This is a genomic window from Pseudomonas sp. 910_21, from assembly GCF_052850735.1.
Genome location: NZ_VXCY01000009.1, coordinates 123,949 through 150,729 on the forward strand (window position 1 = coordinate 123,949; position 26,781 = coordinate 150,729).

Consider the following 26,781-nt stretch of genomic DNA (forward strand, 5'->3'; position numbering starts at 1 on the left):
GGTCAGCTCACATTCGCAAGGTTGAGTGACCAGACTTCAGTCACGGCACTAGCTGCAGAGGGTTTGACGCCGGCTAACTTCATCCTGGCGTAAACCCGGCCAACGATGGGGCGTCGGGCACCAGTCAGAACAAACTCCCAATGGTTGTTGGTCAGCCATTGGATCTGTTTGGATGGGAGCTGATACCCGGTAATGGTGTGCAGTTCGTCCTGGTCAAGTGTTTCACTCTGCAGTGCGTTAACTGTATTTAGGGCGTTGTTAGTGGTCATGCGGCCACCTCACTTGGAAAGTGCATAAAATGCTGTTGCTGCCACTCGCGGAACTTGGCCATTTCCAATGGCGCGATGTCTGTCCATTGCAATGGCCAGCCCATCAACCACTCGCTGAACTCGGGGTTGTGCCGCCCTCCAGGCAGCAAGCCCAGAAGGGTTAAGTGCTCGGGCAGGCGTACACCCCGCGAGGACTTTTCGGCTCTCTTCCTGGCGGTCTCTGGTAGAACGCTGCCTTTCCCGTCCGAAGCCGTTGGCGTCGGCCACAATCCAGATACGGTCCCTTCTGTGATCCAGGCCGGCGTCGTATGCGCTGAACACTCCCCATCGTGCATCGAACCCCAGTTCGGCCAGGTCCCCGAGAATACGTCCAAGCCCCCTAGAAGTGAGCATTGGCGAGTTCTCCATGTACGCGAGGCGGGGTCGTACTTCATCGATGATTCGGCGCTGCTCCACCCACAATCCGCTTGCTTCACCGTCCAGGCCGGAGGCGTCCCCGCAGATGGAGATATTGGTGCAGGGAAATCCTCCCGAAACCACGTCAACAAGACCTCTCCATGGTCTTCCATCAAAACTGCACACGTCAGACCAAATTGGGAAAGTTGGGAGGGCTCCATCGTTTTGTCGTTGCGCCAGAACCTGTGCGGCGTAGGCATCACGCTCAACGGCGCAGATGGTGCGCCATCCGAGGAGGTGGCCGCCGAGTATTCCGCCACCAGCGCCTGCGAAAAGAGCCAGCTCATTCACGCGGCCTCCTTCATAGACGGGAGGCTTTGGAATGGGCATGCTGAGCGTTTTTTGATGGCTGGGAGCCATGACGCATGAAGAAATTCAGCATGCCTCCAGAAATGAAAGTCGCCAGCGTATGGGTTGTCTGGGCATTTCTGGCTATAGGAGCGCTGGGATGGGCACTGTTTGTTGTGTTGGATGCTTTTGGCGTGAAGGAGAAGGCTGCTGACTGGGCGCAAGCTGTTGGGTCCATTCTGGCTATTATTGGCGCTGCTGCTTTTCCTGTTTTTCACTCCAAAAAAAATACTGCAGAAGTTCAGAGACGTACTGACGCGATCATTAGAACTGCTGCTACTTTGATTTCGAAGGAGGTCGGCCTTCTGCTCGCCTCTATGCTCGGAAACATCAAGCCGATTGATGAACTTCAGTCTGAAATTCAAGATTGTCTTGCAAACAGTCCGTTTCTTGAGCGTCATCAACCGAGCGAGCGTCTCTGCTCGGAGGCAAGAGAAACCGCCCGCAGGTATTGCAAGAATGGTCACGTGGCCAAGTGGCAGGGGCTTGATACGTTGGTAACGAACATAATCAGCTCGCATATGGTGACTAACCAGCAACTTATTTATATCAGTCACCTTATGAGCGCAGTCTCTGCCGCCAAGGCTGCATGCGAGATGCTGGGTGACTGGGAGCTGTCCAGAGATGACTCCCTGTCTACGGTACATAGGCTTGACCACTGTCGGCATCATGTCCGACTGACAATCGACGCTTTGAGCAGGAGAGTTTAAAGGGCTGCATCTTGTTCTATACCCCAAAACAAGCTGCGCGAGCGGCCCAATCTGAGCGTTCAGCGTTGCTCCGGTTGTGGCGGCCCCGCGCAGCTTTTCGTGGGGTGTACGCGCCTCGGTGGTGCTGCTGGCAAGGGCAGTAATGCCTGCTGCTGCGCAGCAGAGGCTCTTTGTATTCTGCGCGTCGACGCCGCTGACGTTGCGGAGCAAAGCGGTCATGGCTTGGGCGGTGGGCTGAGCGTGCGGCATGCCGCTTTCCTCCGGTTTCTGATAGCGGGCTGGTCCTTCGATCTGCTGGCTCATGCCGCTTCCTCCTTTGCTACCGGCTCCAGTAGGGTGGCGATGGCCAGGGCTTGATCGCGCAACGAGCGCGAGTCTCTTTCGAGTTTTTTTCCGGTCTTGAAGGCGCTGAATGTCTCGGCGGCGATGCGCAGAAGATCTGCGATGGCCAGCAAGGTATGCCGATGTACTGGCTTGAGGGTTTGGCTGTCCTGCAGGCGTTCGTGGAGTTCCGCCAGCCTTTGGTTTTCTGCTCGCACGAACTTGAGGGCGGTTTTCAGCTCGCGCAGGGCTCTAGCGTTGTCCGCTTCGGCAACCGCTTTGCCTTCCTCAATCCCGGCTGCTCGTCCATTGCTCCGGCCAATCAGGTAGCCGGCCCAGTAGAGCAAGGCGACGGTAAGTATCAGGCCGATCAGGGCAATGGTTTGTATGTGGGTCATGTGGTGTGCTCCGGTGGGTTTGGCTGGTGGTGACAGCCGTTGGGTTATTGGTCGTGATCGTTGGCGTCGGCCTGTTGCTTGGCGTGTTCTTCATCCGCCCGGTAGGCGCGGATGTCGATCAGTGCGGCAACGTGGCGGATGTGTGCGTACTTCGGGGCCTTGCGGCTGCTGTCCAGGGTGGTGACGGGCAGTTGAATGCGGCCGCTGCTGATCTCGGCGGCGAACGACTGTTCATTGAGGTTGCGGAAGTACTGCACACGGATTTTTTCCAGCGGGATCAGTACGTCGCCGAAGGTGCGATACAGCAGCTCGACGGTGGCGGTTTCCGGTGCTGGCATCAGGCGCAGTGGGGTCTGGTTGGCGTTACTCATTGGCTTGCTGGCTCTCCATGCGCTGGCGGCGTTTCGGGTGGTTCCAGGTGATCAGGCAGTGGGCTTTGGTCAGCTCGCGCAGATGCTCGGGTACCTCAAGGAGCGCAGCGTTGCGCTCCTCTTTGGTCCGTAAGGCGATGATCTGGCGGGCGTACTCCCTAGGCCACGTCACGGCGATCTGCCGGGATAGCGGGCAGGGCGAGGCCCAGTTGCTCGGCAAGCCAGGGAATGCCGGCCTGCCGTACCCGTGTTGACTGGCTGTACTGCATGCCGAGTCTGTCGTGGTACCAACTGCCGTCTTTGATGCGCAGGTACTCCCGATCCCGCACCGGGAAGGCCGGCAGGTTGTGTTCTGTGAGTAGGTGCTTTTCGCGCATTAGCTTGATCAGGGCTGGACGGGTGAGGCCGAAGTACTTGGCGGTTTTTTCAAGAGTGCGATCCATAGCGATCTCCTAGGCGGCATGCGCGGCGGGAGTTGCCAGCGTTGCCAGGTGGGTGATGGATTCGCATGCCGCCTTGTAGATCTCTATGTCTGTGCCGTAGATCGTGAAGCATTTAGTTCGTGGGCTTCGGTGGCCAATGCTGAGGATGATCGTGGCGCCTGTACGGCTTCGGGTACGGTGAATGGCCGCCATGATCGGTAACGAGAAGCCCAGGTCGAGGTCAAGGAATCCGCCTAGGCAGACCAAGCCAAACACTCGTTCGCGTTGCTCTGCGCTGAACTTCCCATACTCGCGTTCGGCGTGCGGCAGGGGTTGTAGTTGGGCAGTGTGGTCGATTGTGCCGTTGGCCACGTCCTCAATGAAATCTGCCAGCTTGAGGTGGGTTTTTTTGTCGTTGGCCAGGGTCAGGGTGTGGCGCTCGTTGCCCAGCTCGACGACAAAAGAGCTTTCGGCGGGGCCGCGGTCTACGTTCAGGCGAAACCTCAACGCCGTGCGCTTGGGTGAGTTGCGCAGTGTATGGTTAAAGGTTTCGCTCAGGTTGACTTGAGCCTTGAGCAACTGCAGCGTGCGGTTATCGACTGAGAACCTGCTCATTCTGCCGCCTCCTGCGAACGCCCATTTGGTCTGAGTACATAACCCCAGGGGCGAACGCCTCCTGGGCGGTGAGCGGGCAGGCGGACGCGTGTATAGCCGAGTAGTAGTAACGACTGGCCAACGACCATTTGAGTCGCTTTGTCCTGCGCCAGCCCCATTGCTTCGATTACTTGCTGGTTGGTAACGCCTTGCGGCCAGTTGTTGGCTGTCAAATGAGAGCGCAGACTTTGTTGAAGCTCATATTGTTTACGCTGTGGAGCTGGCAGGTCTGAGTCTTCTAGCCATTCCGAAGCGCCAAGCTCGGCAACTAAGTCGATGCCTGTAGTACGCACTGCCGCCTGGTTGGCGCGTGTTGCTGCAAGGCGTCGTGCCATGCCCATGCTACGAGCAGTAGTGAACAGGGCGCGAAATACACGGCCCGCACTGACGATCTGGTCCGCCTCCACGTTGGCGGCCAGCGGAACCTCAGTTGCTTCGGCGACAGCTTCTGCCGTGGGCATGATGTAGGCGCCGTGTTTGCGAAGGGAAGGTAGAACCTCATGAGTCACCCAGCGCTTGAAGCGTTTGGCTTCGGCCTTGCGGCTGCGAAGGATGGCGGAGTACAGACCGGCTTCGTTGATCACTAGCATTTCTTGGTTGCCGCCAGGGGTCGGCACAATCTGCCGACCCTTTTCATCGTCATCGAGATTGCGAGTCATATCCTTGGCTTCGGCGTAGCTAAGGGCTAGCGCAACGTCAGTCGCAACGAACCAAGGTTCTCCGTTGATCATCAGCGCCCGGACTTCATTGCCTTCAAAGGCGTAGGGGATTGGCAGAGTCATTAGGCAGCCCTCCCGCCATTTGGATCAAATGGTGTGTGGGGTTGGTGGGCGTTCTGTTTTGGTTTGCTGGCGATGAAGGTGCAGCCGTATTCGCGGGCCAGGTGGCGAACCTCGAATACGCGGATGGGGTTGCACGCCGGATGGACGTGCAGGGTTGCTGTGGTGTGCATAGTCTTGCCGTTCTCTGTGGTGGAAGAGTAAGGCAAGTAAACAATATGTTTGGTTTTGGTGCAAACGAATTGTTTCTATATAAGGGGTGGGCCTTGCAGGGGGCGGGTTGATGACCACCAGAAAACGCGACCGAGAATAACGATCCGTTGGGCTAGGATGTCGTCAAAATTGTAATCTTCGTCTGCATACTCTCCAGAGTTAAAGCTCTTCATTCTGATGCCGTCAGGCAGGCGCTGTAGGAACTTGATGCGAAAATGTCCATTGTGATCAATGGCGTAGATTTCTCCATCGATGATCCGGGTGGCACCCTTATCTATGGCTACGGTAGAGCCGGACAGGATCAATGGATGGTTACTATTACCGTTATTTGTCGCGAATACGGCATTGGAGGGAACAACTCCACAGCTGCTCAGAACAGCCCCTGAAAAACGAAGCTTTGGGCCTGTGACTTCCTGAATTTCAGTGCGCCCAATCTTCCCGGGAGCTGCTGTTAGCTCTATTTCCTTATAAAGTCTCAGTTCAATTTCTCCGTCCTGTAATGGTGTGTCCGGCTCCCAAAGCTCCAGTGGGTCCAGTACATACAGTGACGAGTCATTCGCGGCAGGTGGGGCAGGGTGGCGTTCTGTAGCCTCGGTCCGCATGGGGACATTCTTACCTTCCAGCCATTCCCGTTCGACTACCAAGGTCAGCGCGACTTCTCCCACCATGTAGGCCGGTACGCCGCGCTTTTTCCAGTTGGTGATGTTCTGTTCGTTTTCAAGTTCAAGCAGTCGCGCAAACTCGGCACCTGATAGTCCGGAGTCTTCGAGTGCTTTTTGAAAGCGTTGGCCTTTGAGGTCGTTCGGTTGTTTGCTCATAAACGAAATGCTACATCGCTTGTGTTCTGTTGATAACAAACGTATTGTTTGGTTTCTTCGTTCGAAATGTTTGGTTTGGATCTTGCCATGAATACGCCTGATCAGGTCTTCGAAATGATATTACGGGTGGCTCAGGAAGCCGGAAAAAGCCCGTCGCAGATCGCGCATGAATGTGAAATCAGTCCGCAGCGTCTATTCAATTGGCGCCGTCGAGGGGTGCCAGTTGCTCAGGTTAGAACACTTTCTAAGGTTCTGGCAGGTTCGCTCTTGCCGCACCAATTGCGACCTGACCTGCCAGAGATTTTTCCGGCACCCGACACGCTCTGTCGAGTTGAGGCGATATAGAAAAAAGGCGACCCAAGGGTCGCCCAGTTCCTCCCGACACACACCACCACAGTGTCGCCGGGTCGCGGTTTAGGTAGGCGTGCACACCACATGCAAAAACGTCTACTTCAACCGCGCTTTCAAGGCTCGGAAGCCTTGGGTTGCTGCCTTCTCCACCACAGATTGGGCAGCTGTTGCGCCAGAGGTGAACAACGGATTGTTCGCCTCGGCACGGTGCCGGTGTCGATCCCGAAGATCTAGCCGGCGTTTGGGCCCTTACAAGCCACGCGGCAAATGTAACACCACTGCATGCCGCGCGGCACTGGCAACTTACAAGGATTAATGCCATGAGCCGTATTGCTCTGAACTCTGTTGAGCGGGCCAAGCGGGAAATCCTGCCGCTCGATCTCGCGCTTTACCATGCTGCCCGGGACTATCCCGGCGGCGCCGCTGCCATCGCCGCCACCACCGGCCGCAACCCGACCACGCTGCAACACAAGCTGTCTCCCACCCACCCTAGCCACAGCATCAACATTCAAGAATTCGGCGAGATTTTGGAACTGACCAAGGACCGGCGCATTCTCGATGCGGTGCATGCCTTGGTAGGGGACACGATCTGGCAGGAGTTGGCTGAGGCTTACACCAACGACATGCCGGAGACGCTGACCACGGGCATCGCGGTGTATTTTCGTCAGGTTGCCGACCTGGCCGACACCTGGGCCAAGAGCATCGGTGATGGCGTGGTGAGCGATGCCGAGCTGGCCGAAATTCGTCTGCAGGTGTTTCGCGGTATACAGGGGCTGCTGGGGATGTTTAACCGTGCCTGTTACGTCAACCAGACCACTCGGGGGGCGAACCATGGCTGACATTGCGGATTTTGCCAACGATCTGGTGCAAGAGCGCCTTGATCAAGCGCTCGCGGCGCGTCAGTTGCTGAGACCTGAGCTGGCGGCGCATTCCTTCCTCATCTGCGAAGACTGTGACGGTCCTATTCCCGAAGCGCGCCGCTTGGCGCAGCCGGGTTGCACCATGTGTGTGACCTGTCAGGAGATCGATGATGTGCGGAGGGCCCGCCATGCTTGATGAGGTCTTGGGGCAGTTCGCCGATTGCGGCCTGGAGCCCGCGCAGCCGCTGGTGTTCGGCAAGCTCACTCGCTGCAAGACGGCGCAGGATAAGGGCAAGGAGAAAAACGGCTGGTACGTGGTGCATGAGCATCGCACCGAGAAGGGCGAAACCCTGATTTTCGGCAGCTTTGGCGACTGGCGTTCGGGTGTGACACAGAAGATTAAGGTCAAACCCGGGCGGATGAGTGCCGAGGAGCGTGAGGTGATGCGCGCCCGGCAGGAAGAGGCGAAACGCCGGGCGGCGGAAGTCGCCGCCAATGCAGCGCGTCGTGCGGCAAAGCGTGCCGCCGGGTTGTTCAAGCGCATGCCGGAGAAGGGCAAGAGCATCTACCTGGACCGCAAGCAAGTGGTGGGCTTCGGGGTGCGCTATGCGCCACGTTCGGGGGCGTTTTTGGTGCCCATGAGCAACGTACGCGATCAGATCGTCGGCTTGCAGGTGATCTATCCCGAAAGGCAGGAAGAAACCGGGCGCGACAAGTCCTATTGGCCCTATGGTTTGTCGAAAGAGGGCGCTTTCCACCTGATCGGTCCGCACCCTGAACCCGGCGAGCCGGTGCTGGTGTGTGAGGGCTACGCCACCGGCGCCAGCCTGCATATGGCAACCTCGTTGACCGTGGCCATCGCCTTTGATGCGGGTAATCTCATGCCGGTGTGCAAGGCCATGCGTGAGCGCTTTGCTGGGTGCCCGATCATCGTTTGTCGAGATGATGACTGGAAGACCAAGCGGGCCAACGGTGAGCCCTGGAACCCCGGCAGAGAGCGTGCTGAAAATGCGGCAACGGTGGTCGGCGGCCAGGTGGTGGCCCCGATTTTTTCCGGCGAGCGGGAGATCAAGTGGACCGACTTCAACGACCTGCACTGCGCCGAAGGTTTGGAGGCAGTGCGTCGTCAGGTGCTGGCGGTGGTCAGGCCACCCGCCGCGGGCGGCTGGCGGGATCAGTTGGCCCGCAGCGACAGCGGCATGCTGATCGCGCACATGCAGAACGTTGAACTGATCCTGAGCAATGATGAGCGCTGGGCCGGGGTGATTGGCTTCTGTTCGTTCAGCGCCAAGATCGTCAAGCTTCGGGTACCGCCCTATGGTGGCGACACTGGCGACTGGGCCGACATCGACGACATGCTGGTGATGAAGTGGCTCGCGCAGCAGTACAACCTGCGGGTCAAGGTCGGCAACGTGATCGAGGCGGTGAGTGTGGTGGCGCACTATCGAGCGTTTCACCCGGTGCGCAATTACCTGCGCGGCCTTGAGTGGGACCGCGTGCCCCGGCTCGACTTCTGGCTCACCGAGATCATGGGCGTGGAACCGACCGACTACAGCTCAAAGGTCGGCAAGCGCTGGATGGTCTCGGCGGTGGGCCGGGTGATGGCGCCGGGTTGCAAGGCGGACTCGGTGATGATTCTGGAAGGCGCCCAGGGCGCCGGTAAGTCTACGGCGATGAGCATTCTCGGCGGTTCGTGGTTTATGGACACGCCGTTTACCCTGGGCGATAAGGATGCGTTCCAGGCGATCCGGGGCAAGTGGATCATCGAGCTGGGCGAGTTGGACAGCTTCAACAAGGCCGAATCGACCAAGGCCAAGCAGTTCTTCTCGGCCTCGGTGGACACCTACCGCGAGAGCTACGGCCGCAGAACGATGGACGTGCCACGCCAGTGTGTTTTCGTGGGCACCACCAACCAGGATGAATACCTCAAGGACGCCACCGGCAACCGGCGTTATTGGCCTGTGGCCTGCACCAAGGTCGACCTGGAGCAACTGCGACAGATCCGCGACCAGCTCTGGGCCGAGGCGATGTTCTGCTATCAGGCTGGCGATATCTGGTGGGTGATCCGCGATGAAGCGCCGTTGTTCGCCGAGGCGCAGGAAGAGCGCTTTGTGGTGGATGAATGGGAGGTGCCGATCCTGAAGTGGCTGGAGGAGTCGCACCTGGGGGAAACCACCACCGGCAGTCAGATCCTGGCTGAGGTTCTGAAGATCGATCCCAGTCACTGGGGGAAGCCGGAGCAGATGCGCGTGGGTGCGATTATGCATCGGCTGGGGTGGCGCAAGAGGCGTATGCCGGCACTGGCCAAGAGTGGTATACGCCCATGGGCCTATCAGAAGCCGACCAACTGGGGGCGCGGATCTGCATTGCAGGTGGCGCCGATGGAGGAGGAGCCTTGCTTTGATTAAGCGAATCGACGAGATGCTCAAACTCTGGGCTCAGGATCTGCACATGCCCACGACCCTAGCCATCGGCACCGCAGGCGGCGGCAATATGATCGCCATGCTGATGGAGTGCAAAGGCGAGCTGATACGGGGTACCCGGGGCAGCCGGGTGCTGCTGGATGAATCGGCCGATATCGAGCTGATCGTCAACAAGCACCTGCCGCCCGAGCTGGCCCTGGTGGTGATGGAGCATTACTGCAATCACGACAGCCTGCTCTCGCAGAAGATGCTGCACTGCGGCTGTAGTGCCAGGACGTACTACCTGCGTTTGCATGAGGCTCACGTGTACATCGACGGATTGCTCATGGGGAGGGCTGCTTGAGCCTTACCCTGGCTGCGTCTGCTGCTGTCCTACTGGCTCGCCTTGTCCGACTGCGTTTTAACGCAGCAGGACAAGCGCGGGCCTTGTCATTCGTGGGCTGTCCTACTGTCCAACCTCTCAGCGCGTCATGCGCACACATGAGCGCAGCGGGCACACACTACGCGCCGTGGGCGCGCACGCGTGCCTTTCAATTTCTTCTTACAGGCGAGAAAGGAAAGACAGAGGTAGGACAGTAGGGCAGAGCCTTGTATTTCGGGGCCTGTAGCTGTCCTGCCTGACTCACTATCAGTGGGACAGGCAGGACAGCGCCCAAGGCGCTGATAGCCGAAATAAAGATATTCGCCGACATTGCCTAGGCGTTCACTAGACATTCACCGGGTGGCGTTAAAACAGGGTTGCTGCCAGTAAAATCCACCTGTAAAAAGTAGCCATCTTCGATAGGTGCGACCGCAGAGAGCGGCAGGCACCCACACACCAAACCCGGCCCTTGCGCCGGGTTTTTGCGTTTAAGGGGCAGGCGATGACGAACGAGCAACAAGCACTGGCAGAGATGCCGATCTGGTTAGTGATCGTCCTTGCCCTGGTGGGCGGCGTGTCCGGCGAGATGTGGCGAGCAGACAAGGAAGGGGCGCGAGGGTGGGCCCTGTTGCGGCGCCTCGCGCTGCGGTCCGGTGCCTGTATCGTCTGCGGGATGGCGGCAATGATGTTGCTGATTGGTGCCGGGGTGTCGGTGTGGACGGCGGGCGCCTTTGGCTGCCTGACGGCGATGGCCGGGGCGGATGTTGCCATTGGCCTTTACGAGCGGTGGGCGGCGAAGCGGATCGGGGTGTGCAAGGTGCCGCCTGTCACTGAGGATCGGGGTTGATGCGCTAGAGGCCACGTAATACGCGGCTTTCAGGGTTTTTGCACCGATTTGGGGCGTGAAAAAAACGCCGGGGACCCTGGGAAGCTCCCGAGGACACGGGCTCGGAAACCCGCGGGACTTCGTTAGCGGCAGGGCTGCCAGCTTACTGAAATTCAATCCATTGAAATTGAAAGGTTCGATTGAAAAGCCGTTGAAAAAGGAGGGCTCATGACAGAACCAACCTACCTGTCAAAGAGCGCCTTCGCGGCTCGCATCGGCAGGTCGCCCAGCTACATCACCTGGCTCAAAGACAACAACCGGTTGGTGCTTTCGCCGGATGGCAAGAAGGTCGACGTCTTGGCCACTCAAGCCCTCATTGCTGAAACCGCAGACCCGAGCAAGGCCGCTGTCTCGGCTCGCCATCAACAGGATCGTGTCCAGCGCGATGTTCACAGCCAACTCACCCCACTTGCCGAGCCGACTTCCACGGCTGCGCCGCAGCCATTGGCTACCGCGCCGGGCAAGCAGCCAGACTTTCAAAAGGCTCGCGCTCACCGCGAGTACTATCTGGCACAGCTGGCCGAGGCGGAATTTAACAAGGTCCAGGGCTCGACCGTGGAGGTCACAGCGGTGCAGTCCGGTGCCTACAACGCCGGCCGCATGCTACGCGACACGCTGCTGGGTATGCCGCCGCAGCTCGCGCCTGAGCTTGCCGCGATGACCGACGCCTGGGAGATCGAAAGGCACCTCACGGCAGCCTTACGCACACGGCTGGAAGAGGCCAGCCGCATGTCTGCGGAGGACTTTGGCCACACCCTTGAAACCAACTGGGAGGTAGTCAATGAACCTGGCCAGACCTGACGGCGCGGAGGTTTACCGCGAGGCCTACTTTCGTGGCCTGCAGCCTGACCCGGATGTGTGGATTGATGAATGGGCGGATGAGTACATGCGCATCCCCCGCGATACCGGCGCCGCTGAGCCGGGCCAGTACCGGACCTCGCGGACGCCTTATGCCCGGGAGCCCATGCGCTGCCTGTCACCGGCTCACCCCTGCAAGCGCGTGGTCACCATGGTGGCCTCGCAGTTGATGAAAACTCAGATTGCCTTGAACTGGATCGGCGGCCTGATCCACATGGCACCGTCCAACATTCTGACGTTGCTGCCCAGCCTGGGCCTGGCCAAACGGGTGTCTTCACGGATCGGCAAGACCATCAAGGCCACGCCTGTACTGCGCGAACGGGTGGCATCCAGCCGCTCGCGGGATTCGCGCAACACCATGGACACCAAGGAGTTTGAAGGCGGGTCGTTGTACGTGACGACGGCGGGGTCTGCTGCGAACTTGGCAGAGCTCTCGGCGCGCTATGTGTACGGCGATGAGGTGGACCGTTGGGAAGTGGACGTCGGCGAGGAGGGTGACCCCATCGAACTGGCGGAAACCCGGGGCAGTACCTTTGGCCGCAACGCCAAGTTTTACTTCTCCAGTTCGCCCACGATCAAGGGGGCCTCGCGGATCAGCGATCTGTTCGAGTCCAGCGACCAGCGTTACTACTACGTGCCCTGTCCGCATTGCGGGCACCGGCAGGTGTTGGAGTGGGAGCGCTTGCTGTACTCGGCGGACTTCACCATGGCGCATTACCAGTGCGCTGGGCCCGAGTGTGACGTGCTGATCGAGGAGTATCACAAGGGGTGGATGCTGGCCCAGGGTGAGTGGCGTTCGCATGCCCAGGGCGATGGCGAGACAGTTGGTTTCCACCTCAACGCCTTGTACTCGCCACCTGGCTGGATGGACTGGCGCACGCTGGCGCGGCAGTTCGAGAAGGCCAAGAAGGCTCAGGCCAAGGGCGATCTGGAGCCGATGCAGGTGTTCTACAACACCCGGCTTGCCAAGGTTTGGGACAGCGCGCAAGAGCAGACCAAGGCCCATGTGCTGCGGGATCGGGCGCGGCTTGAAAGCTATTGCCTCGGGTCGATGCCAGCCGGTGTGCTGATGCTGACCGCGGCTGTCGACGTCCAGGCCAACCGCCTGGAGCTGATGGTGATGGGCTTCGGTGTCGGCATGGAGCGCTGGGTGATTGACCATCAGGTGATCTGGGGCGACCCGGCGAACGAACAGACCTGGGCGGTGCTGGATGAGAAGCTCAAGGCGCGTTACCGGCACCCCTGCGGCGTCGGTCTGGCGATCCTTGCCGCAGGCGTCGACTCGGGCGGGCATCACACGGATGAGGTTTATCAGTTCTGCCGGCTCCGCCGTTGGCGCAACGTCTTCGCCATCAAGGGTGCGAGCAAGCCAGGTCGGCCAGTGATCGCCCAGCGGCCGTCGATGGTGGACGTGACCTGGAAGGGGCAGACCGAACGCAACGGCGCCGAGCTGTGGTTTGTCGGTACCGATACCGCCAAGGACTGGATCTATAACCGCTATCCCTTCGAGAACGGGCCGGGTGCTTTGCACTTTGCCAATGACTTGCCCGATGAGTTCTTCGACCAGTGTGTGGCCGAGAGCAAGGTGGCGCGCTACATCAAAGGCCACAAGCGCATCGAGTGGGTGAAGGGCAAGGCCGACCGGAACGAGGCGCTAGACCTGATGGTGTACTGCCTGGCGATGGCGCATTACCTGGGCATCAATCGCTACCTTGAATCCGACTGGGACCGCGTGCGAAGTGCTATGGCGCAAACTGGTCTATTTGATGAGATGTCTGGGGAAAGAGAAACCTCTACGCCAAGAATAGATATTGCAGAAAGCTGCCATAGCACCAGCGCTGTTGTTCAACCAATAGCGGCGCCGGTATCTGGGCGCCGCATAACTCATAGTGGTTACTTGAGGAGTCGATAGTTAAGATGTAACTCCCAACATGGGACTAATTGCTTTGGCCCCCAAACCTAAGGCTTCAGCAACTAACGCACGGAATGCTTCTTTACTTTCCTCCTTGCCGAATTTGGCTAGCCTTTCTCCAATAGTGAACTTAGGTTCTAAACTATCAGGGAAAGCTTTAAGTACCAGAAGTCCTTGTGATGTAAGCACCGCACTGTGCAGTGAGTTTCCGACTACGCCGGAGTGCCTGATGTAGCCGGACTCAGCGAGCCAATTAGCGGTTGCCATGAAAAAATCGACCTTTCGCAGAAATTTTTTCTGGGAGTCTGGTTGCTTTTTAAAATCTATAAATTGATCTGCACCAAGCGTTATGGGCATGGGGAATTTCATGTACAGGAGACCTAAGATTCTACCTGTAAGTATGTCGAAATTTTCAATATTACTTGTGGCCATAACTCTCTCAAATGCGGCTTTAAGGATGACGGAGCGAGGATGCGTTGCCAGTTATAGCACTTATTTTTCGAATTGAGAGTTAGTCTATGTCTTTTACACGCAAACACCTCGACGCTATCGAGGGCGCTATCGCTCGCGGTGAAAAAACCGTGCGCTATGGCGACCGCACCGTGGAGTACCGCACGGTGGATGAACTGCTCAGGGCCCGCGAGGAGATCCGGGGCAGCTTGAGTGCAGCAGCCGGACCACGCGCTCGCGTGATCCGGCTTTTCCATGGAGGCAAGGGACTGTAATGGCTCGCCACTTTCCGACGCTGACCCGTAACGGTTTCTTGCTGCCGTCCAATATCAAGGCCAGTTACGAGGGCGCCGGAGAGGGGCGCCGTTCCTCGGGCTGGGATGCCCCCGACAACGGCATCAATACCGTCAATACCCCGGCCTTGCGCAACCTGCGCTCGCGTTCTCGGGCGGCGGTACGCAACGACCCGTATGCGTTCAACGTGATCGACAAGCGGGTCAGCAACCTGATCGGCACCGGGATCAACCCCAGGCCACGGACGGATGACCACGACTTGCGCAAGCTGCTGCAGGAGCTGTGGGAGGACTGGGTGGATGAGTCGGACGCCGATGAGTTGACCGACTTCTATGGCCTGCAGGCCCTGGCGGCTCGAACGGTCGAGACGTCGGGCGAGTGCTTTGTGCGCCTGCGTCCTCGCAGTCTGAGCGAAGGCTTGGCGGTGCCGCTGCAATTGCAACTGCTGGCGCCGGAGTTCGTGCCTCATGACAAGTTTGAAAGCACCCGCGACGGCAATGTCATTCGAGCCGGGATCGAGTTCAACGCCATGGGCAAGCGGGTGGCGTACTGGATGTATCGCTCGCACCCGGGGGACTCATCGTCGTTGAACGGCGGCTTTAACCAGCTGGTACGGGTGCCAGCGTCCCAGGTGCTGCACATCTTCGAACCGATAGAGCCTGGTCAGTTGCGTGGCGTTCCGCGTTTGTCGCCGGTGCTCAAGCGCCTGCGCAGCCTCGACAACTACGACGACGCTGTGTTGTTCCGGCAGGAGGTGGCGAACCTGTTCGCCGGTTTCATTTCGCGGCCGACGCCCGAGACGGGGCCCGCGCCGCGAGATCCAGTCACCGGCCAGCCGCTAATGGCGGACCGCGATGGCTTCACGCCGATGGTGGCACTGGAGCCGGGCACGATGCAGGAGCTGGGGCCGGGTGAGGAGGTCGAGTTTTCCAAGCCGCCGGACGCGGGCAACAACTACCCCGACTTCATGCGGCAGCAACTGATGGCTGCTGCAGCGGGTACCGGCACGCCCTACGAGATCCTCACGGGTGACATGCGCGAGATCAACGACCGGGCGCTGCGGGTGGTGCTCAATGAGTTCCGGCGCCGCCTGGAGCAACTGCAGTTCGGCGTTTACGTGCACCAGCTGTGCCGCCCTGTCCGGGCGGCTTGGATGGACATGGCCGTGCTCTCGGGCGCGCTGCAGCTGGAGGACTACGCGCAACGACGCCGTGATTACCTGCGTACCCGTTGGGTGCCTCAAGGCTGGGCCTACATCCAGCCAGTGCAGGACGTTCAAGCCCGACGCATGGAAGTGCAGGCCGGCTTTGCCTCGCGCAGCGAGATGGTGCTGCGCACGGGTTACGACGCAGAAACGGTCGACGCCGAGAACGCGGCGGATCAGGAAAGGGCCGAGCGCCTAAAACTCAACTACAGAACTCACGAAGGCGTCGATCCTGTCGACGACAAGGAGCAACCATGAGCAAGAAAGCGCAGGTGCGCGTTTACGACAAGGCCGGCAAGCTGGTGCCGGTCAAGGACCAATCCTGGTACACCCTGCGGGCCAGCGGCGAAGCCGAACAGCGCAGCATTGAAGTCTTCGTGTATGGCGAGATCGGTACCTGGGGCGTGACGGCCAATCAGTTTGTGCAGGATCTGCGGGTCCTTGACGACGGCGCGTCTCCGGTGATTGCCGCGTTTAACAGCATCGGCGGTGATCTGTTCGACGGCCTGGCAATTCACAACGCGCTGTCGCGGCTGGGGGAACGCTGCACGGGCCGTATCGACGCCCTGGCCGCCAGTGCCGCCAGCGTTGCAGTGTGCGGTGCTCACCGGGTGGTGATCGCGGCCAATGCCATGCTGATGATTCACAACCCCTGGACCTACGCCTCGGGTGATGCCGAGGACTTTCGCAAGGTGGCCCAGGTGCTCGACCAGACCATGGAAGCCATCATCGCCGCGTATAAGGCCAAGGCACCGGACATCGATGAGGAGGAGCTGCGGCGCCTCGTTGATGCCGAAACGTGGCTGACGGCGAACGAGGCAGTTGCCCTGGGCCTGGCGGACGAGGTGGGCGACGGTGTCACGGTCAAAGCTTGCTTGGGCCAGGGCGCCGCGCTGCAACGCTTTCACAATGCGCCGGCTGAGCTGCTGGCCCAATTGGATGAAGCGCCGCAGCCCGATCCGCACGTGCCAGCCGATCCGCCAGAGCCGGCTCCGGTGGTGGATGCCGCACAGCTTGCGCTGCTGGTCACCCAGCGCTGCACAGCTGCCGGTATCAGCAACCTGATCGAGCCGCTGTTGAAGTCCACCCAGCTGGAAAGCGAGGCCGTTGTCCAGGCGGGTTTGACCCGGGCCAAAGCCATCAACGATCTGTGCGTGGCCGCCCGTTTGCCTGAGTTCAGTGCCGAGTATGTGGCGGCCGGTCTGGATGCCGCCGCTGTGCGGGCGCGGCTGTTCGACAAGCTGGTGGGCAGCGGCAAGGGTTTCGAGATCGACAACAGCCTGCCGCTTGAAGCAGATCCACCACCCAAAGTGCAGGCCAAACAGATTGATCAGCCCTCCATCTGGGCCGCTCGCCAGGCCGCACGAAACCCATCCGCAAAAGGAGCTAGACCATGACCATTCAACGTGAGCCGATGCATGCGGGTGAATTCCTGCTGTCCGAAGGGGCCGGCACCATTTCCCGCGAAGCCATCAATGTGGCGGCGGGCCCAGCCCTGGAGCCGGGGCAGATCCTCGGCCTGGTGGTGGCTACCGGTGAGTTTGCCCCTTACAACCCGACCGCCGAGGACGGCAGCGAAAACGCCCAGGCCATCCTCTATGGCCCCTTGGGCGAGTCGGATGTGGTCCGCCGTGGCCGCGCTGTAGTGCGTTTGGCCGAGGTCAGCGAAGCGCACCTGACCGGCCTGGACCCAGCCGTCGAGAAGGCCCTGGCCACTCATTTTGTGTTCGTCCGCTAGGGCGATTCACCCTCGTTTACCGAGCCCGCCTTTGCGGGTTTTTTGCTTTCTGGAGATTGCTTCATGGCTGACATTGAGATCTTTAACGACGACGCGTTTTCTGTTTCTTCGCTGACGGCGGCGATCAACGATCAGGAGTATCTCCCGGGTCGTATCGGCAGCCTGGGCCTGTTCCAGGAGCAGGGTATTACCACCCTGACGGTGCAGATCGAGAAGGACGGCGACACCATCGCCCTGGTCCCTGCGGGCGAGCGTGGCACCTCGGGCCTGGTGGTCGGTGGTAGCAAGCGCAACCTGATCCCGTTTAACACCGTGCACCTGCCGGAACGCTTCGCCATCAAGGCCGACGAGATCCAGGGCATCCGCGCCTTCGGTACCCGCAGTGAGCTGCAGTCGGTGCAGGACGTGGTTAACAAACGCCTGGCCAAGTGCCGTCGACAGTTGGACGCCACCCACGAATTCCAGCGCATGGGTGCCTTGAACGGCCAGATCCTCGATGCGGACGGCAAGACGGTGCTGTTGGACATCTACAAGACCTTTGGGGTGACTCGCAAAAAGATGCCGATGGGGCTCAACGATCCTGCCACTGAAATCCGCGTCAAATGCGGTGAGGCCCTGGACCTGCAAGAAGATGCCTTGGGCAGTATCACCAGCACCGGAGCACGGGCGTTTTGTGGCAAGAACTTCTGGAACAAGCTGATCGTCCACGAGAAGGTCAAGCAAACCTTCCTCAACACCCAGCAGGCTGCAGCACTGCGGGGGGATGCCCGCGAGAGCTTCGAGTTCGGTGGCATCGTCTGGGAGCGCTATCGCGGCAAGGTTGCTGGGGTTTCCTTTGTTCATGACGACAAGGCGCTGCTGATTCCCGAGGGCGTGCCGGATCTGTACATCTCGGTGTTTGCCCCGGCCGACTACATGGAGACGGTCAACACCGAGGGCCTGCCGTACTACAGCAAGATCGAGCCGATGCCGTTCGGCAAGGGCATGGCCGGTGAAGCGCAGTCGAACCCGCTGCATCTGTGCACGCGGCCACTGGCGCAGATTCTGCTGGAGATGTAGCCGTGGGCATTCGCGAGCTGGTCGCCGATGTTGACGATGCGGTGTTCGAGGCGCTGGGGGATACGGCCTATATCGAAGGGCGCGAGGTGCTGGGGATGTTCTCGGCGCCTTGGCTGCAACCCAAGCTCGGCAAGATGAATACGGGCTTGCGCGAGCCACATCTGGTGATCCGTGTATCGGATGCCGAGGGGGTAGAGGTACGTCAGCAGGTGCGCATCGATCTGCCCGCGCACGATGGAGGTGGCCTGTACACCTTGGTTCTGATTGAGCCAGGAGGCGATGGCCTGGTCAGTCTCATTCTGAGGATCAATCCATGAGCATCGGCAGCTACGCACGGCAATCGGCCAGCGAAGGCATGATCACGCTGCAGCCCTCGGCCGTCGATATGCAGGCGTTCAAGGACTTTGCGGCCGTGGTGCCCAAGGCAGCGGCAGCGGCCCAGCGCCGGGCGATCAACAAGACCTTGCGTTGGTTGCGGACCTACATCGCCAGGGCTGTCAGCAGCAAGGAGCGCATTGCGGTCGGGGCTGTTCGCCAGCGGTTGCGGGCTTATCCCATCAACAGCAACGGGCAGGGCAAGCTCTGGTTCGGCATCAACCCGATTGAGTCGAGCCGGATAGGTCGAGCCCGCCAGAATCGCTCGGGTGTGTCGGTCGCGGGGCGGCGCTATCAGGGTGCCTTCTTCAAGAAGGTCTATGGCAGTCAGGCCGATATCTGGATTCGGACTGGCAGCAAGCACTACGACCCGAGCGACTATCCCGAAACACGGGAGGGAAAGCGGCGTTCCGGCTTCATCAACGAGAACGACAACCGCTTCCCCCTGGCCAAGGCCAAGGTGTCGCTGGATGACGTACGGCCGATCTTTGATGAGTGGGTCAGGCGTGCCGATGAAAGGCTGCTGGAGATCCTCGAACAGGAACTGAACTTTGAGCTGCAGAAGTATCTGCGAGGTGGCAAACGTGCCTGATGAACCTTTCAGCCTGGACCAGTTGTACAGCGCGATAGAGCAACATATTCGCGATGCCATCCCTGGGTTGGCTTATGTAGCGGTCATGCCTGACATGCTTGAGCGTATGGCTATTCCGGCGGTGGTGATTGAACTGGTGGAGCTGGAGCCGGGTACCGATCAGATGACCGGCGAGACGGCGCTGGAGGCTCGCTTTGAGGCGCGAGTAATCGTGGGATCTGAACTGCCCCAGTGCCAGCAACAAGCGGCCTTTGTCGCTTCGCAGATTGCGGTGCTGTTGCGCATGCAGACCTGGGGCGTCGAAGTAACTGCCGCCGAGTTTGTGCGGTCTGCCCAGGACTGGACGCGGCCTGAGCTGGATGGGTACGCGGTCTGGGTTGTGGAGTGGACCCAGGGGATATACCTCGGCAAAGAGGAATGGCCGTGGCCTGATCAGCCGCCGGGCACGTTGGTGTTTAACCTGGGTGAGGGTGTCGGTGATGTCCGTCCGGAGGAGTTGTCGTGAGCTACGTCAGCGCACAGCATGATCGTATGTTGGCCGGCCTGATCATCCCTTGTAGCGTGGTGGGCGTGGATCTCGCTGGCGGGACGGTGCGGGTTTCTGATGGTGCCGGCTGGACCAGCGCCTGGGTTCGCTGGCACAGCCAAGCTGCCGGTAAGGCTCGGCACTGGCGGGCGCCGAGTCTGGGTGAGCAGGGAGCCTTGATCAGCCCCAGCGGTGAACCAGCACAAGGTACGTTTGTGCCTGGCCTGTACGGCAACGCTGGTGCGCAGCCAGACAACCGCGACCACGTCGAGGTCTGGCGCTTCGATGATGGCGGTTCGCTGGTCTACGACTGGCAGACCAAGAGCTACAGCATCAACCTGCCCAGCGGAACGGTGACCATTCAGGTCGGCAGCAGCTCGGCGGTGGTTACTGACGACTCGATTGCTGGCAAGGCCTCAACCATCCTGCTAGCAGGAGAAATCACCCTTGAGGGAAATGTCCAAATCGTTGGAGCATTGAGTGTTGCTGGTGACATCAATGGCGGCGGCAGAATTGTTGATACCACCGGCAATACAGCGAACCATAAGCATTAAAAGGATACGCCGGAGTGCGGAGCACTTCCGGCGGTTGTTCCTTTTATTTTGTTTGACTTGCCACTTTGCACTAGTGGGGTAAGGAATCATTGGCTGATTGTTAAATCTACGTTTAGACGAATACCCTAGTTGTGCTCGAGAAATTCCTGTATTTCTACGGGGCTTTTTCCTTGGTTAACGAGGGTTTGTACTGTCTCGGATTTAACTAGACTTTCCTGTGCTTTTATCAAATCTGCCTTGGCTATGTCAGCTGCCGCTTGCACAGTGTCTTCATAAGCTTTAAGTATTTGGGCGGATGTAAAGTTCTGTCCCAAGGACTGTTCGCAAAGTCGATAAAGAGACTCGCGTAGGAGCATTGTCATTTGAGTTCGCTCCACCAGTTTTACGACTGTTGTATTGAACTCGGTTTTTCCTGATACCTCTCCAACACCGTCTTTTTTTACATCGGCTTCGAGCTTCGAAACCAAGCTTAGTGCAACATCTGGTGGGGGTTCCGCGCAGATTTTGATCTTCGTGCCATCTGGTACAAGAAACGCCCCGCGTCGAGATGCGTCGTAATCAAACCAGTAACTTGACGATGCCTGGAGCTTTGAGCTTCGGGCGGGAGAGGTGAAGTTAATACAGCCTGTCATCAGTAAGGACAAGCTGATGCATATGGCGTTTTTTATAATCATAGCCTTTCCTTTTGCGAGTTTAAGACGCCTTTTTAAACTGAGTCTAAACCGTAAGGAAGTAGACTCCTTAATCCTATATAGATCACCTACGGCTCACTTGCTGAGTAGTAACAAAATTTAGCCCAGAAAAATTTGAGTGGCGCTGGCATCTCCTGGTGCCGTTTCTATGTGCTTCTCAATTGCAGCTAATGGAGGGCGCGTTAGTTTGATCTACTCAAAGCTATGCAGCTTTAGCTGGAAGCCTGTTGTACGCGGGATTTTTTATACACGGAGAAATCATGACTACCTCAAAAAAGCTCACCGACGCATCAGCCAGCGCCGGCCCTACAGTGTTCCGCGACATCCTCTACACCTCCCGGGTGCTGATCCTGCCGGACGGCCGTCAGCTGGCCGTGGCCCAGGGTCGGGTATCCGCTCCCACCGGTGACAGCACCGCGTTGGAGTACCTGAGCCAGCATCCGGATCTGCAGCAGGAGTAACGCGATGATCGGAATGGATCGCCGCACCGGCCAGCCGCTGTCCGGCATCGAGCATGTGCGGCAGTCCATTGAGGACATCTTGACTACGCCGCTGGGCAGTCGCCGGATGCGTCCGGAGTACGGCAGCAACCTGCGCCGCTACGTCGACTTGCCGGTGACCGGCGGCTGGAAAAGCGCGGTGCAGGCCGAAGTGGCTCGGGCGCTGTTGCGCTGGGAGCCACGTTTGAAGCTGGAGCGGGTGCGGGTGGTAGCGGTGGTGGGTGGCCAGATCAGCTTCGAGCTGGTCGGTCAGTACCTGGGCAATAACGCGGTTTTGGAGGTGACGGCATGAGCATGCTGGACTTGTCGGTACTGCCGGCGCCGCAGGTGCTGGAAGCCTTGGACTTTGAAGCGTTATATCAAAGCAAGCTGGCGGCCTTTCGCCGGCACATGGGCGAGAACTGGACGGCCAACCTGGAGAGCGACCCGGTCACCAAGCAGCTGGAGCTGTCAGCCTACGGGGATATGCAGCTGCGGGCCCGGGTCAACGACGCGGCCAAGGCGCTGATGTTGGCCCACGCCAAAGGCACGGACTTGGATCATCTGGCGGCCAACGTCAATTTGCAGCGCCTGGTGATCCAGGCCGGTGATCCGCAAGCGGTGCCGCCGGTGGCGGAGGTTAAGGAAGCCGACGACGCACTGCGCGAGCGTGTCCAGTTGGCCTATGAAGGGCTGACCACGGCGGGCCCGCGTAACAGCTACATCCTGCATGCGCGCAATGCCTCGGCCCTGGTGGCAGATGCCGAGGCCGAAAGCCCATCACCGGCCTGCGTGACGGTCACGGTGCTGAGCCTGGAAGGCGACGGCGCGGCCGCTCCTGAGCTACTAGCGACAGTGGCGGCAGCCCTCAACGATGAGGACGTGCGGCCGCTGGGGGATCGGGTCACTGTGCAGAGTGCCCAGGTGCTGCCGTATCGCATTGACGCGGTGCTGCACATGAAGGGGCCAGGGCCGGAGAGTGATGCCGCGCTGGCTGAGGCTGAGCGCAAGCTTGCCGCCTGGGTCAACCCGCGCCGGCGCCTGGGTATCGAGGTGGCCCGTTCGGCCATTGATGCCCAACTGCATGTGGCCGGCGTGGCCCGGGTCGAGTTGCCAGGGTGGCAGGACATTGCCCCGACCCTGGCCCAGGCGGCGTACTGCACCGGCTACAACGTCACGCTGGGAGGTTGAGATGACCAGCCTATTGCCGATCAACAGTACGCCGTTGGAACGAGCGCTTGAAGCCGCTAACGCCGGCGACACCTCGATTGTGCTGCGCACTCTGTACAACCCCGCGACCTGTCCGGTGCATCTGCTGCCCCAGTTGGCCTGGGCCTGGTCGGTGGATCGCTGGGACCCGCGCTGGTCCGAGACGGTCAAGCGCAACGCGATACGTGCGGCCCACTTCATCCATGCCCGCAAGGGCACCATCGGTGCGTTGCGCCGGGTGGTGGAGCCGCTGGGCTACCTGATCGAGGTGGTCGAGTGGTGGCAGACGGTGCCCGCCGGTGAACCGGCCACCTTTGCCCTCAAGGTCGGCGTGCTGGACACCGGCATCACCGAAGAGATGTATCAGGAACTGACCCGGCTGATCGACGACGCCAAGCCCGTCAGCCGGCACATGACCGGCTTGGCCATCAGCCTGGAAACTTCAGGGGGGATCGGCTACGGCGCCTATGTGGATCAGGGCGAAGTGATCGACGTTTACCCTCCGACACCCCGCGATATCGAAGTGACCGGCCGTTATGGCCAGGTCGTGTGCATTGATGAAATAGACACCCTGGACGTGTACCCATGATCGATTCCAACAGTCAGTTTTTCGCCATCCTCACGGCGGTAGGCGAGGCGAAACAAGCCAACGCTACCGCGCTCGGTGTGCCCTGGACATTCAAAGAAATGGCGGTGGGTGATGCCAACGGCACCGACCCCATCCCGAACCGGACCCAGACCAAGCTGATCAACGAATGGCGCCGGGCCCCGGTCAACCAAGTACGCACTGATCCTGCGAACCCGAACATCATCATCACTGAGCAGGTGATCCCGCCTGATGTTGGCGGGCGCTGGATTCGTGAGATCGGCCTGTTCGATGCCGACGGCGATCTGGTGGCGGTGGCCAACTGCGCACCGAGCTTCAAGCCCCTGCTGGTTCAGGGCACCGGAAAGACCCAGGTCATCCGCATGAATTTCATCGTGGCCAATACCGCGCAGATCGTGTTGAAGATTGATCCGGCGGTGGTGCTGGCGACCCGGCAATATGTCGACGACTCGCTGGGTGCGGCATTGCCGGCAGACAAGACTCCTGGCACTTATCGGGTGGTCACCATCGACAAGCGGGGCATCGTTGTTAGCGGGTCAAACCCGAAGACGCTGGGTGGCTTTGGTATCACTGATGGGGTGACTAAAACGGAGATGAACGCGGCAGTTAGCGGGCTATTGCCGAAGGCTGGCGGATCGATGTCAGGAACATTGATTCTTGAGAACGGCAGTAACGACAGTCCAGAATTAAAGTGGAGCGTCCCTGGATTTGAAGTCAGCGCAGACATCGTCAACACCGTTTTGCGCTTCTTTGCAGTTTACAAGGGGGAAGTAACTTTCCCTTTGGTACTGGATGCGCCCAACAAGCTGGCTTCATTCTTCGGCAACATCGCCTGGCACTCCGGCAACTTCAATCCCGACACAAAAGCCAACAAGGCGACTACGTTGGCGGCGTATGGCATCACTGACGCTTACACAAAGGTTGAGGTTGAAACGGTCGTCAAGGCTCAAGCTACAGAAACAGTTCGCGGCGCGGTAAGGATCGCAACAATAGAAGATGTGAATGCTGGAAACGATGACACTACTGCCGTCACGCCGAAGAAACTGTTCAACGGTGCTGTGATCATCACGGGCAACTACGCGGCGCTCAAGCTGCCAAGCTGGCTCGGCGGCTGGATTCTTCAGAAGGGCAGCGTGAACGTAACAGCTGAAGGGGGGGCCGGTGCGTCGGTTTCAGTGACCCTTCCAATCGCATACACGGGCTCTTACGCGCTAAATGCAACGTTCGTCTACTCAGGCGGCAGGCTCGATAACGGGAACGTTGCGCAAGTGCGCGACAAGTCCCTCAACGGCTTCACCGTCGACAACCAATGGATGGGTTCCGGTTCAAGCCTGGCCGGGGTTATCGATTTTTTCGCGTTCGGGAGGTGATCTGATGTTCTATGCAAACTGGGTCCCGGTTGACCAGCGCTTTGCTTTTTCGGTTGAAGACAATGGTGGTGTTCCGGTCACGGCGGAGCGTCACAGCCAGCTCTTCGGAGCCCTTGCTGAAGGCAAGGCTCTTGTGCCAGATGCGGATGGCGCTCCGACCATTGCAGATCCACTACCAGTGGATTCGTCTCCAGCTGCACTTGCCAGACTTGAGCGGGCGTGGCGGGATGTTGAGTTGTCGTCAGTGGTTTGGTTACGTGATCGGCACCGCGATCAGCAGGAGATCGAAGTGCCGACAACGCTGACATCAGATCAATTCAATGAGTTGCTCATGTACATGCAGACTCTGCGTAACTGGCCACAGTCGTCGGACTTTCCGCAGGTCGAACACCGCCCGGCGGCGCCACCTTGGATCGCCGAGCAAACCGAGTAAACGCCCCGCACTGACGGGGCGTTTTCTTTCTCGCGCTACGGCGCCCGTTCCTCTCACAGCCTCGCTCATGTGGGGCTTTTTCATTTCTGGAGCTTATCCATGAGTGGTTTCTTTCACGGCGTTACCGTCACCAATGTGGACACCGGCGCGCGCACTATCTCGCTGCCGTCGTCCTCGATCATCGGCCTGGTGGACACTTTCACCGAAGGCCCCGACTTCAGTGCCAAGGCCAACGACTTGTTGCTGATCACCAGCGAGCGCGAGGCCATCGCGGCCTGGGGCCCGGATGCGGCCATCACCAAGGCGTGCAAGGCCATCTATCAGCGCGCCAAGGCGGTGATCGTTGCATGCGGCGTGGCCAAGGTTCAGGACGCCGCACAGCAGACCTCCGCGATCATTGGCGGGGTGCTGGCCAGCGGCAAGCGTACCGGCCTGCAGGCGCTGCTGGATGGCAAGAGCCGTTTCAATGCCCAGCCGCGTTTGCTGGTGGCTCCCAAGCACAGCGCCGGCCTGCCGGTCGGTACCGCCCTGGTGGCCCTGGCCGACAAGCTGCGTGGCCTGGCCATCCTCGACGGCCCCAACACCACCGACGAGGCGGCGATGGAGTACGCGAAAAACTTTGGCGTCAAGCGTGCCTATCTGGTCGACCCGGGCATTCAGTACTGGGACACCGGTGAGAGCGCGACCGTCGATGCGCCGGCCTCGGCCTGGGCAGCGGGCTTGTTCGCCTGGACCGACAACGAGTACGGCTTTTGGGCATCGCCTTCGAACAAGGAGTTTGTTGGCCTCACCGGTACCACGCGGGCTATTGAGTTTCTGGATGGGGATGAGACTTGCCGGGCCAACCTGCTGAACAACGCCAATATCACCACGATTATTCGTGATGCGGGCTTTCGGTTGTGGGGCAACCGCACGTTGTCGAGCGATCCGAAGTGGGCGTTCGTCACCCGGGTGCGAACCATGGACATCGTCATGGACGCGATCCTCTACGGGCACAAGTGGGCGGTCGACCGCTCGATCACCGCGACCTACGTCAAGGACGTGACCGAGGGTCTGCAGGCGTTCATGCGCGACCTGAAGAACCAGGGCGCGATTATCAATTTCGAGGTCTACGCGGACACCGAACTCAACACCGCCAGCCAGCTGGAGCAGGGCAAGGTGTACTGGAACATCCGCTTTACCGACGTGCCGCCCGCCGAAAACCCCAACTTCCGTGTCGAGGTCACCAATCAATGGCTGACCGAAGTTATCGACACCGCCGCCTAAGGAGCCGCAGCAATGGCAATGATTCCCGAAACCCTGGCGAACATGAACCTGTTCGCCGATGGCATCAGCTTCCAGGGCGATGTCCCGAGCCTGACCCTGCCCAAGCTCACGCTCAAGACCGAGGAGCACCGGGCCGGCGGTATGGACCTGCCGGTGGAACTGGACATGGGCATGGAAAAACAAGAGGCCGGCTTTACCACCACCGGCGTGCGCCGCGAGTCGTTGAAGCTCTTCGGCCTGGCTGACGGGACCGCCTTCAACGGCGTGTTCCGGGGTGCCTTCAAGGGCCTCAAGGGCAAGGTCACCCCGGTGATTGTCACCCTGCGCGGCATGCTCAAGGAGGTCGACATGGGCGACTGGAAGGCCGGCGACAAGGCCGAGATCAAGCACAACGTGGCGTTGACCTACTACAAGCTGGAAGTAGACGGCCGCCTCATCTACGAGATCGATGCGCTGGGTATGAAGCGCGTGATCAACGGCGTCGACCAGCTCGCCGCTCACCGTTCGGCCCTGGGCCTGTAAG

At 59.7% G+C, this 26,781-nt stretch carries 35 protein-coding genes and 1 pseudogene; 25 read left to right on the forward strand and 11 right to left on the reverse strand.

The genetic code is table 11. From position 1 onward, the window contains the following. Nucleotides 1-2 precede the first annotated feature (2 nt). Both FW796_RS25495 and FW796_RS25500 read right to left on the reverse strand, forming a co-directional pair. Nucleotides 3-269, reverse strand: a complete 267-nt coding sequence (locus FW796_RS25495; protein WP_110722766.1) for a DUF4224 domain-containing protein — start codon at nt 267-269, stop codon at nt 3-5. Between the two features lie 9 nt (nt 270-278). Then, on the reverse strand, nt 279-1,085 hold the full coding sequence (locus FW796_RS25500) for a DNA cytosine methyltransferase (protein ID WP_446440261.1): 807 nt from the start codon (nt 1,083-1,085) through the stop codon (nt 279-281). A gap of 5 nt (nt 1,086-1,090) precedes the next feature. Between FW796_RS25500 and FW796_RS25505 the strand changes: the two genes are divergently transcribed. Beyond that, a complete protein-coding gene (locus FW796_RS25505; protein ID WP_446440262.1) occupies nt 1,091-1,783 on the forward strand; it encodes a hypothetical protein in 693 nt (230 codons plus the stop codon). Nucleotides 1,784-2,082: 299 nt separating this feature from the next. Here the strand turns inward: FW796_RS25505 and FW796_RS25510 are convergent, their stop codons facing one another. The 7 genes from FW796_RS25510 to FW796_RS25540 all read right to left on the reverse strand — a co-directional run bounded on the left by FW796_RS25510 (nt 2,083) and on the right by FW796_RS25540 (nt 5,759). Beyond that, nucleotides 2,083-2,502 (reverse strand): hypothetical protein, encoded by a 420-nt coding sequence (locus tag FW796_RS25510; RefSeq protein WP_446440263.1) that lies wholly within the window; start codon nt 2,500-2,502, stop codon nt 2,083-2,085. Nucleotides 2,503-2,546: 44 nt separating this feature from the next. Further along, a complete protein-coding gene (locus FW796_RS25515) occupies nt 2,547-2,873 on the reverse strand; it encodes a pyocin activator PrtN family protein (RefSeq protein ID WP_446440264.1) in 327 nt (108 codons plus the stop codon). Continuing rightward, on the reverse strand, nt 2,866-3,045 hold the full coding sequence (locus tag FW796_RS25520) for a hypothetical protein (protein WP_016966897.1): 180 nt from the start codon (nt 3,043-3,045) through the stop codon (nt 2,866-2,868). Before FW796_RS25520 ends, FW796_RS25515 begins: the two co-directional genes overlap by 8 nt. Next, nucleotides 3,032-3,316: a phage antirepressor KilAC domain-containing protein gene (locus FW796_RS25525; RefSeq protein WP_446440265.1), complete on the reverse strand. Its 285-nt coding sequence runs from the start codon at nt 3,314-3,316 to the stop codon at nt 3,032-3,034. Before FW796_RS25525 ends, FW796_RS25520 begins: the two co-directional genes overlap by 14 nt. 9 nt (nt 3,317-3,325) lie before the next feature. Beyond that, nucleotides 3,326-3,910, reverse strand: a complete 585-nt coding sequence (locus tag FW796_RS25530) for a hypothetical protein (RefSeq protein WP_446440266.1) — start codon at nt 3,908-3,910, stop codon at nt 3,326-3,328. Continuing rightward, nucleotides 3,907-4,731: a BRO-N domain-containing protein gene (locus FW796_RS25535; RefSeq protein WP_446440267.1), complete on the reverse strand. Its 825-nt coding sequence runs from the start codon at nt 4,729-4,731 to the stop codon at nt 3,907-3,909. The genes FW796_RS25530 and FW796_RS25535 overlap by 4 nt, the downstream gene beginning before the upstream one ends. A gap of 245 nt (nt 4,732-4,976) precedes the next feature. Next, nucleotides 4,977-5,759 carry a S24 family peptidase gene (locus tag FW796_RS25540; protein ID WP_446440268.1) on the reverse strand — a complete coding sequence of 261 codons (783 nt, stop codon included), beginning with the start codon at nt 5,757-5,759 and terminating at the stop codon, nt 4,977-4,979. 671 nt (nt 5,760-6,430) lie between these two features. Between FW796_RS25540 and FW796_RS25545 the strand changes: the two genes are divergently transcribed. The 7 genes from FW796_RS25545 (at nt 6,431) to FW796_RS25575 (ending at nt 13,410) form a co-directional block, all read left to right on the forward strand. Beyond that, on the forward strand, nt 6,431-6,949 hold the full coding sequence (locus FW796_RS25545) for a phage regulatory CII family protein (RefSeq protein ID WP_446440269.1): 519 nt from the start codon (nt 6,431-6,433) through the stop codon (nt 6,947-6,949). Beyond that, nucleotides 6,942-7,166, forward strand: coding sequence for a TraR/DksA family transcriptional regulator (locus FW796_RS25550; protein ID WP_060839754.1), 225 nt, complete (start codon nt 6,942-6,944; stop codon nt 7,164-7,166). The genes FW796_RS25545 and FW796_RS25550 overlap by 8 nt, the downstream gene beginning before the upstream one ends. Next, nucleotides 7,159-9,378 carry a VapE domain-containing protein gene (locus FW796_RS25555; protein WP_446440270.1) on the forward strand — a complete coding sequence of 740 codons (2,220 nt, stop codon included), beginning with the start codon at nt 7,159-7,161 and terminating at the stop codon, nt 9,376-9,378. Before FW796_RS25550 ends, FW796_RS25555 begins: the two co-directional genes overlap by 8 nt. Beyond that, on the forward strand, nt 9,371-9,736 hold the full coding sequence (locus FW796_RS25560) for a PA0613 family protein (RefSeq protein WP_161467326.1): 366 nt from the start codon (nt 9,371-9,373) through the stop codon (nt 9,734-9,736). Before FW796_RS25555 ends, FW796_RS25560 begins: the two co-directional genes overlap by 8 nt. 520 nt (nt 9,737-10,256) lie before the next feature. Next, nucleotides 10,257-10,601, forward strand: a complete 345-nt coding sequence (locus FW796_RS25565) for a phage holin family protein (protein ID WP_404937079.1) — start codon at nt 10,257-10,259, stop codon at nt 10,599-10,601. Between the two features lie 207 nt (nt 10,602-10,808). Then, entirely contained in the window at nt 10,809-11,441 is a 633-nt protein-coding gene (locus tag FW796_RS25570; protein WP_161467328.1) for a terminase small subunit, read from the forward strand. Beyond that, a complete protein-coding gene (locus FW796_RS25575; protein WP_446440271.1) occupies nt 11,422-13,410 on the forward strand; it encodes a phage terminase large subunit family protein in 1,989 nt (662 codons plus the stop codon). The genes FW796_RS25570 and FW796_RS25575 overlap by 20 nt, the downstream gene beginning before the upstream one ends. Here FW796_RS25575 and FW796_RS25580 read toward each other — a convergent pair whose 3' ends face one another. Beyond that, nucleotides 13,411-13,842 (reverse strand): hypothetical protein, encoded by a 432-nt coding sequence (locus tag FW796_RS25580; RefSeq protein WP_446440272.1) that lies wholly within the window; start codon nt 13,840-13,842, stop codon nt 13,411-13,413. Between the two features lie 86 nt (nt 13,843-13,928). Between FW796_RS25580 and FW796_RS25585 the strand changes: the two genes are divergently transcribed. The 9 genes from FW796_RS25585 to FW796_RS25625 all read left to right on the forward strand — a co-directional run bounded on the left by FW796_RS25585 (nt 13,929) and on the right by FW796_RS25625 (nt 20,202). Beyond that, entirely contained in the window at nt 13,929-14,135 is a 207-nt protein-coding gene (locus FW796_RS25585; protein WP_446440273.1) for a phage head-tail joining protein, read from the forward strand. Continuing rightward, complete coding sequence (locus FW796_RS25590; RefSeq protein WP_446440274.1) at nt 14,135-15,616, forward strand: phage portal protein; 1,482 nt, start codon at nt 14,135-14,137, stop codon at nt 15,614-15,616. Before FW796_RS25585 ends, FW796_RS25590 begins: the two co-directional genes overlap by 1 nt. Then, nucleotides 15,613-16,755 carry a head maturation protease, ClpP-related gene (locus FW796_RS25595; protein WP_446440275.1) on the forward strand — a complete coding sequence of 381 codons (1,143 nt, stop codon included), beginning with the start codon at nt 15,613-15,615 and terminating at the stop codon, nt 16,753-16,755. The genes FW796_RS25590 and FW796_RS25595 overlap by 4 nt, the downstream gene beginning before the upstream one ends. Continuing rightward, the gene (locus FW796_RS25600; protein ID WP_446440276.1) at nt 16,752-17,096 is read left to right on the forward strand and encodes a head decoration protein; all 345 of its coding nucleotides are present in this window, start codon (nt 16,752-16,754) and stop codon (nt 17,094-17,096) included. Before FW796_RS25595 ends, FW796_RS25600 begins: the two co-directional genes overlap by 4 nt. A 63-nt stretch (nt 17,097-17,159) precedes the next feature. Further along, nucleotides 17,160-18,155, forward strand: coding sequence for a major capsid protein (locus FW796_RS25605; RefSeq protein WP_446440277.1), 996 nt, complete (start codon nt 17,160-17,162; stop codon nt 18,153-18,155). Nucleotides 18,156-18,157: 2 nt separating this feature from the next. Then, entirely contained in the window at nt 18,158-18,472 is a 315-nt protein-coding gene (locus FW796_RS25610) for a head-tail joining protein (protein WP_123394373.1), read from the forward strand. Then, nucleotides 18,469-19,122, forward strand: coding sequence for a hypothetical protein (locus FW796_RS25615; RefSeq protein ID WP_446440278.1), 654 nt, complete (start codon nt 18,469-18,471; stop codon nt 19,120-19,122). The genes FW796_RS25610 and FW796_RS25615 overlap by 4 nt, the downstream gene beginning before the upstream one ends. After that, on the forward strand, nt 19,115-19,627 hold the full coding sequence (locus tag FW796_RS25620) for a hypothetical protein (protein WP_446440279.1): 513 nt from the start codon (nt 19,115-19,117) through the stop codon (nt 19,625-19,627). The genes FW796_RS25615 and FW796_RS25620 overlap by 8 nt, the downstream gene beginning before the upstream one ends. Beyond that, nucleotides 19,624-20,202, forward strand: coding sequence for a phage baseplate assembly protein V (locus FW796_RS25625; RefSeq protein ID WP_060839741.1), 579 nt, complete (start codon nt 19,624-19,626; stop codon nt 20,200-20,202). Before FW796_RS25620 ends, FW796_RS25625 begins: the two co-directional genes overlap by 4 nt. Nucleotides 20,203-20,327: 125 nt before the next feature. Here the strand turns inward: FW796_RS25625 and FW796_RS25630 are convergent, their stop codons facing one another. Next, entirely contained in the window at nt 20,328-20,876 is a 549-nt protein-coding gene (locus FW796_RS25630) for a hypothetical protein (RefSeq protein WP_123394371.1), read from the reverse strand. Between the two features lie 278 nt (nt 20,877-21,154). Here FW796_RS25630 and FW796_RS25635 point away from each other — a divergent pair, with 278 nt between their 5' ends. The 8 genes and pseudogenes from FW796_RS25635 to FW796_RS25670 all read left to right on the forward strand — a co-directional run bounded on the left by FW796_RS25635 (nt 21,155) and on the right by FW796_RS25670 (nt 26,780). Further along, nucleotides 21,155-21,355 carry a hypothetical protein gene (locus FW796_RS25635; protein WP_273907291.1) on the forward strand — a complete coding sequence of 67 codons (201 nt, stop codon included), beginning with the start codon at nt 21,155-21,157 and terminating at the stop codon, nt 21,353-21,355. A gap of 4 nt (nt 21,356-21,359) precedes the next feature. Then, nucleotides 21,360-21,686 carry a GPW/gp25 family protein gene (locus tag FW796_RS25640; RefSeq protein WP_072444073.1) on the forward strand — a complete coding sequence of 109 codons (327 nt, stop codon included), beginning with the start codon at nt 21,360-21,362 and terminating at the stop codon, nt 21,684-21,686. Beyond that, on the forward strand, nt 21,683-22,564 hold the full coding sequence (locus tag FW796_RS25645; protein ID WP_446440280.1) for a baseplate assembly protein: 882 nt from the start codon (nt 21,683-21,685) through the stop codon (nt 22,562-22,564). The genes FW796_RS25640 and FW796_RS25645 overlap by 4 nt, the downstream gene beginning before the upstream one ends. A gap of 1 nt (nt 22,565) precedes the next feature. Beyond that, on the forward strand, nt 22,566-23,171 hold the full coding sequence (locus tag FW796_RS25650) for a phage tail protein I (RefSeq protein WP_446440281.1): 606 nt from the start codon (nt 22,566-22,568) through the stop codon (nt 23,169-23,171). Then, nucleotides 23,168-24,100, forward strand: a pseudogene (locus tag FW796_RS25655) (phage tail protein); the annotation flags it as partial. The gene FW796_RS25650 and the pseudogene FW796_RS25655, both read left to right, overlap by 4 nt. 463 nt (nt 24,101-24,563) lie before the next feature. Beyond that, on the forward strand, nt 24,564-24,992 hold the full coding sequence (locus tag FW796_RS25660) for a phage tail assembly chaperone (RefSeq protein WP_446440282.1): 429 nt from the start codon (nt 24,564-24,566) through the stop codon (nt 24,990-24,992). Between the two features lie 99 nt (nt 24,993-25,091). Next, nucleotides 25,092-26,258: a phage tail sheath subtilisin-like domain-containing protein gene (locus FW796_RS25665; RefSeq protein ID WP_446440283.1), complete on the forward strand. Its 1,167-nt coding sequence runs from the start codon at nt 25,092-25,094 to the stop codon at nt 26,256-26,258. 12 nt (nt 26,259-26,270) lie between these two features. Then, the gene (locus tag FW796_RS25670) at nt 26,271-26,780 is read left to right on the forward strand and encodes a phage major tail tube protein (RefSeq protein ID WP_446440284.1); all 510 of its coding nucleotides are present in this window, start codon (nt 26,271-26,273) and stop codon (nt 26,778-26,780) included. Nucleotide 26,781 lies beyond the last annotated feature (1 nt).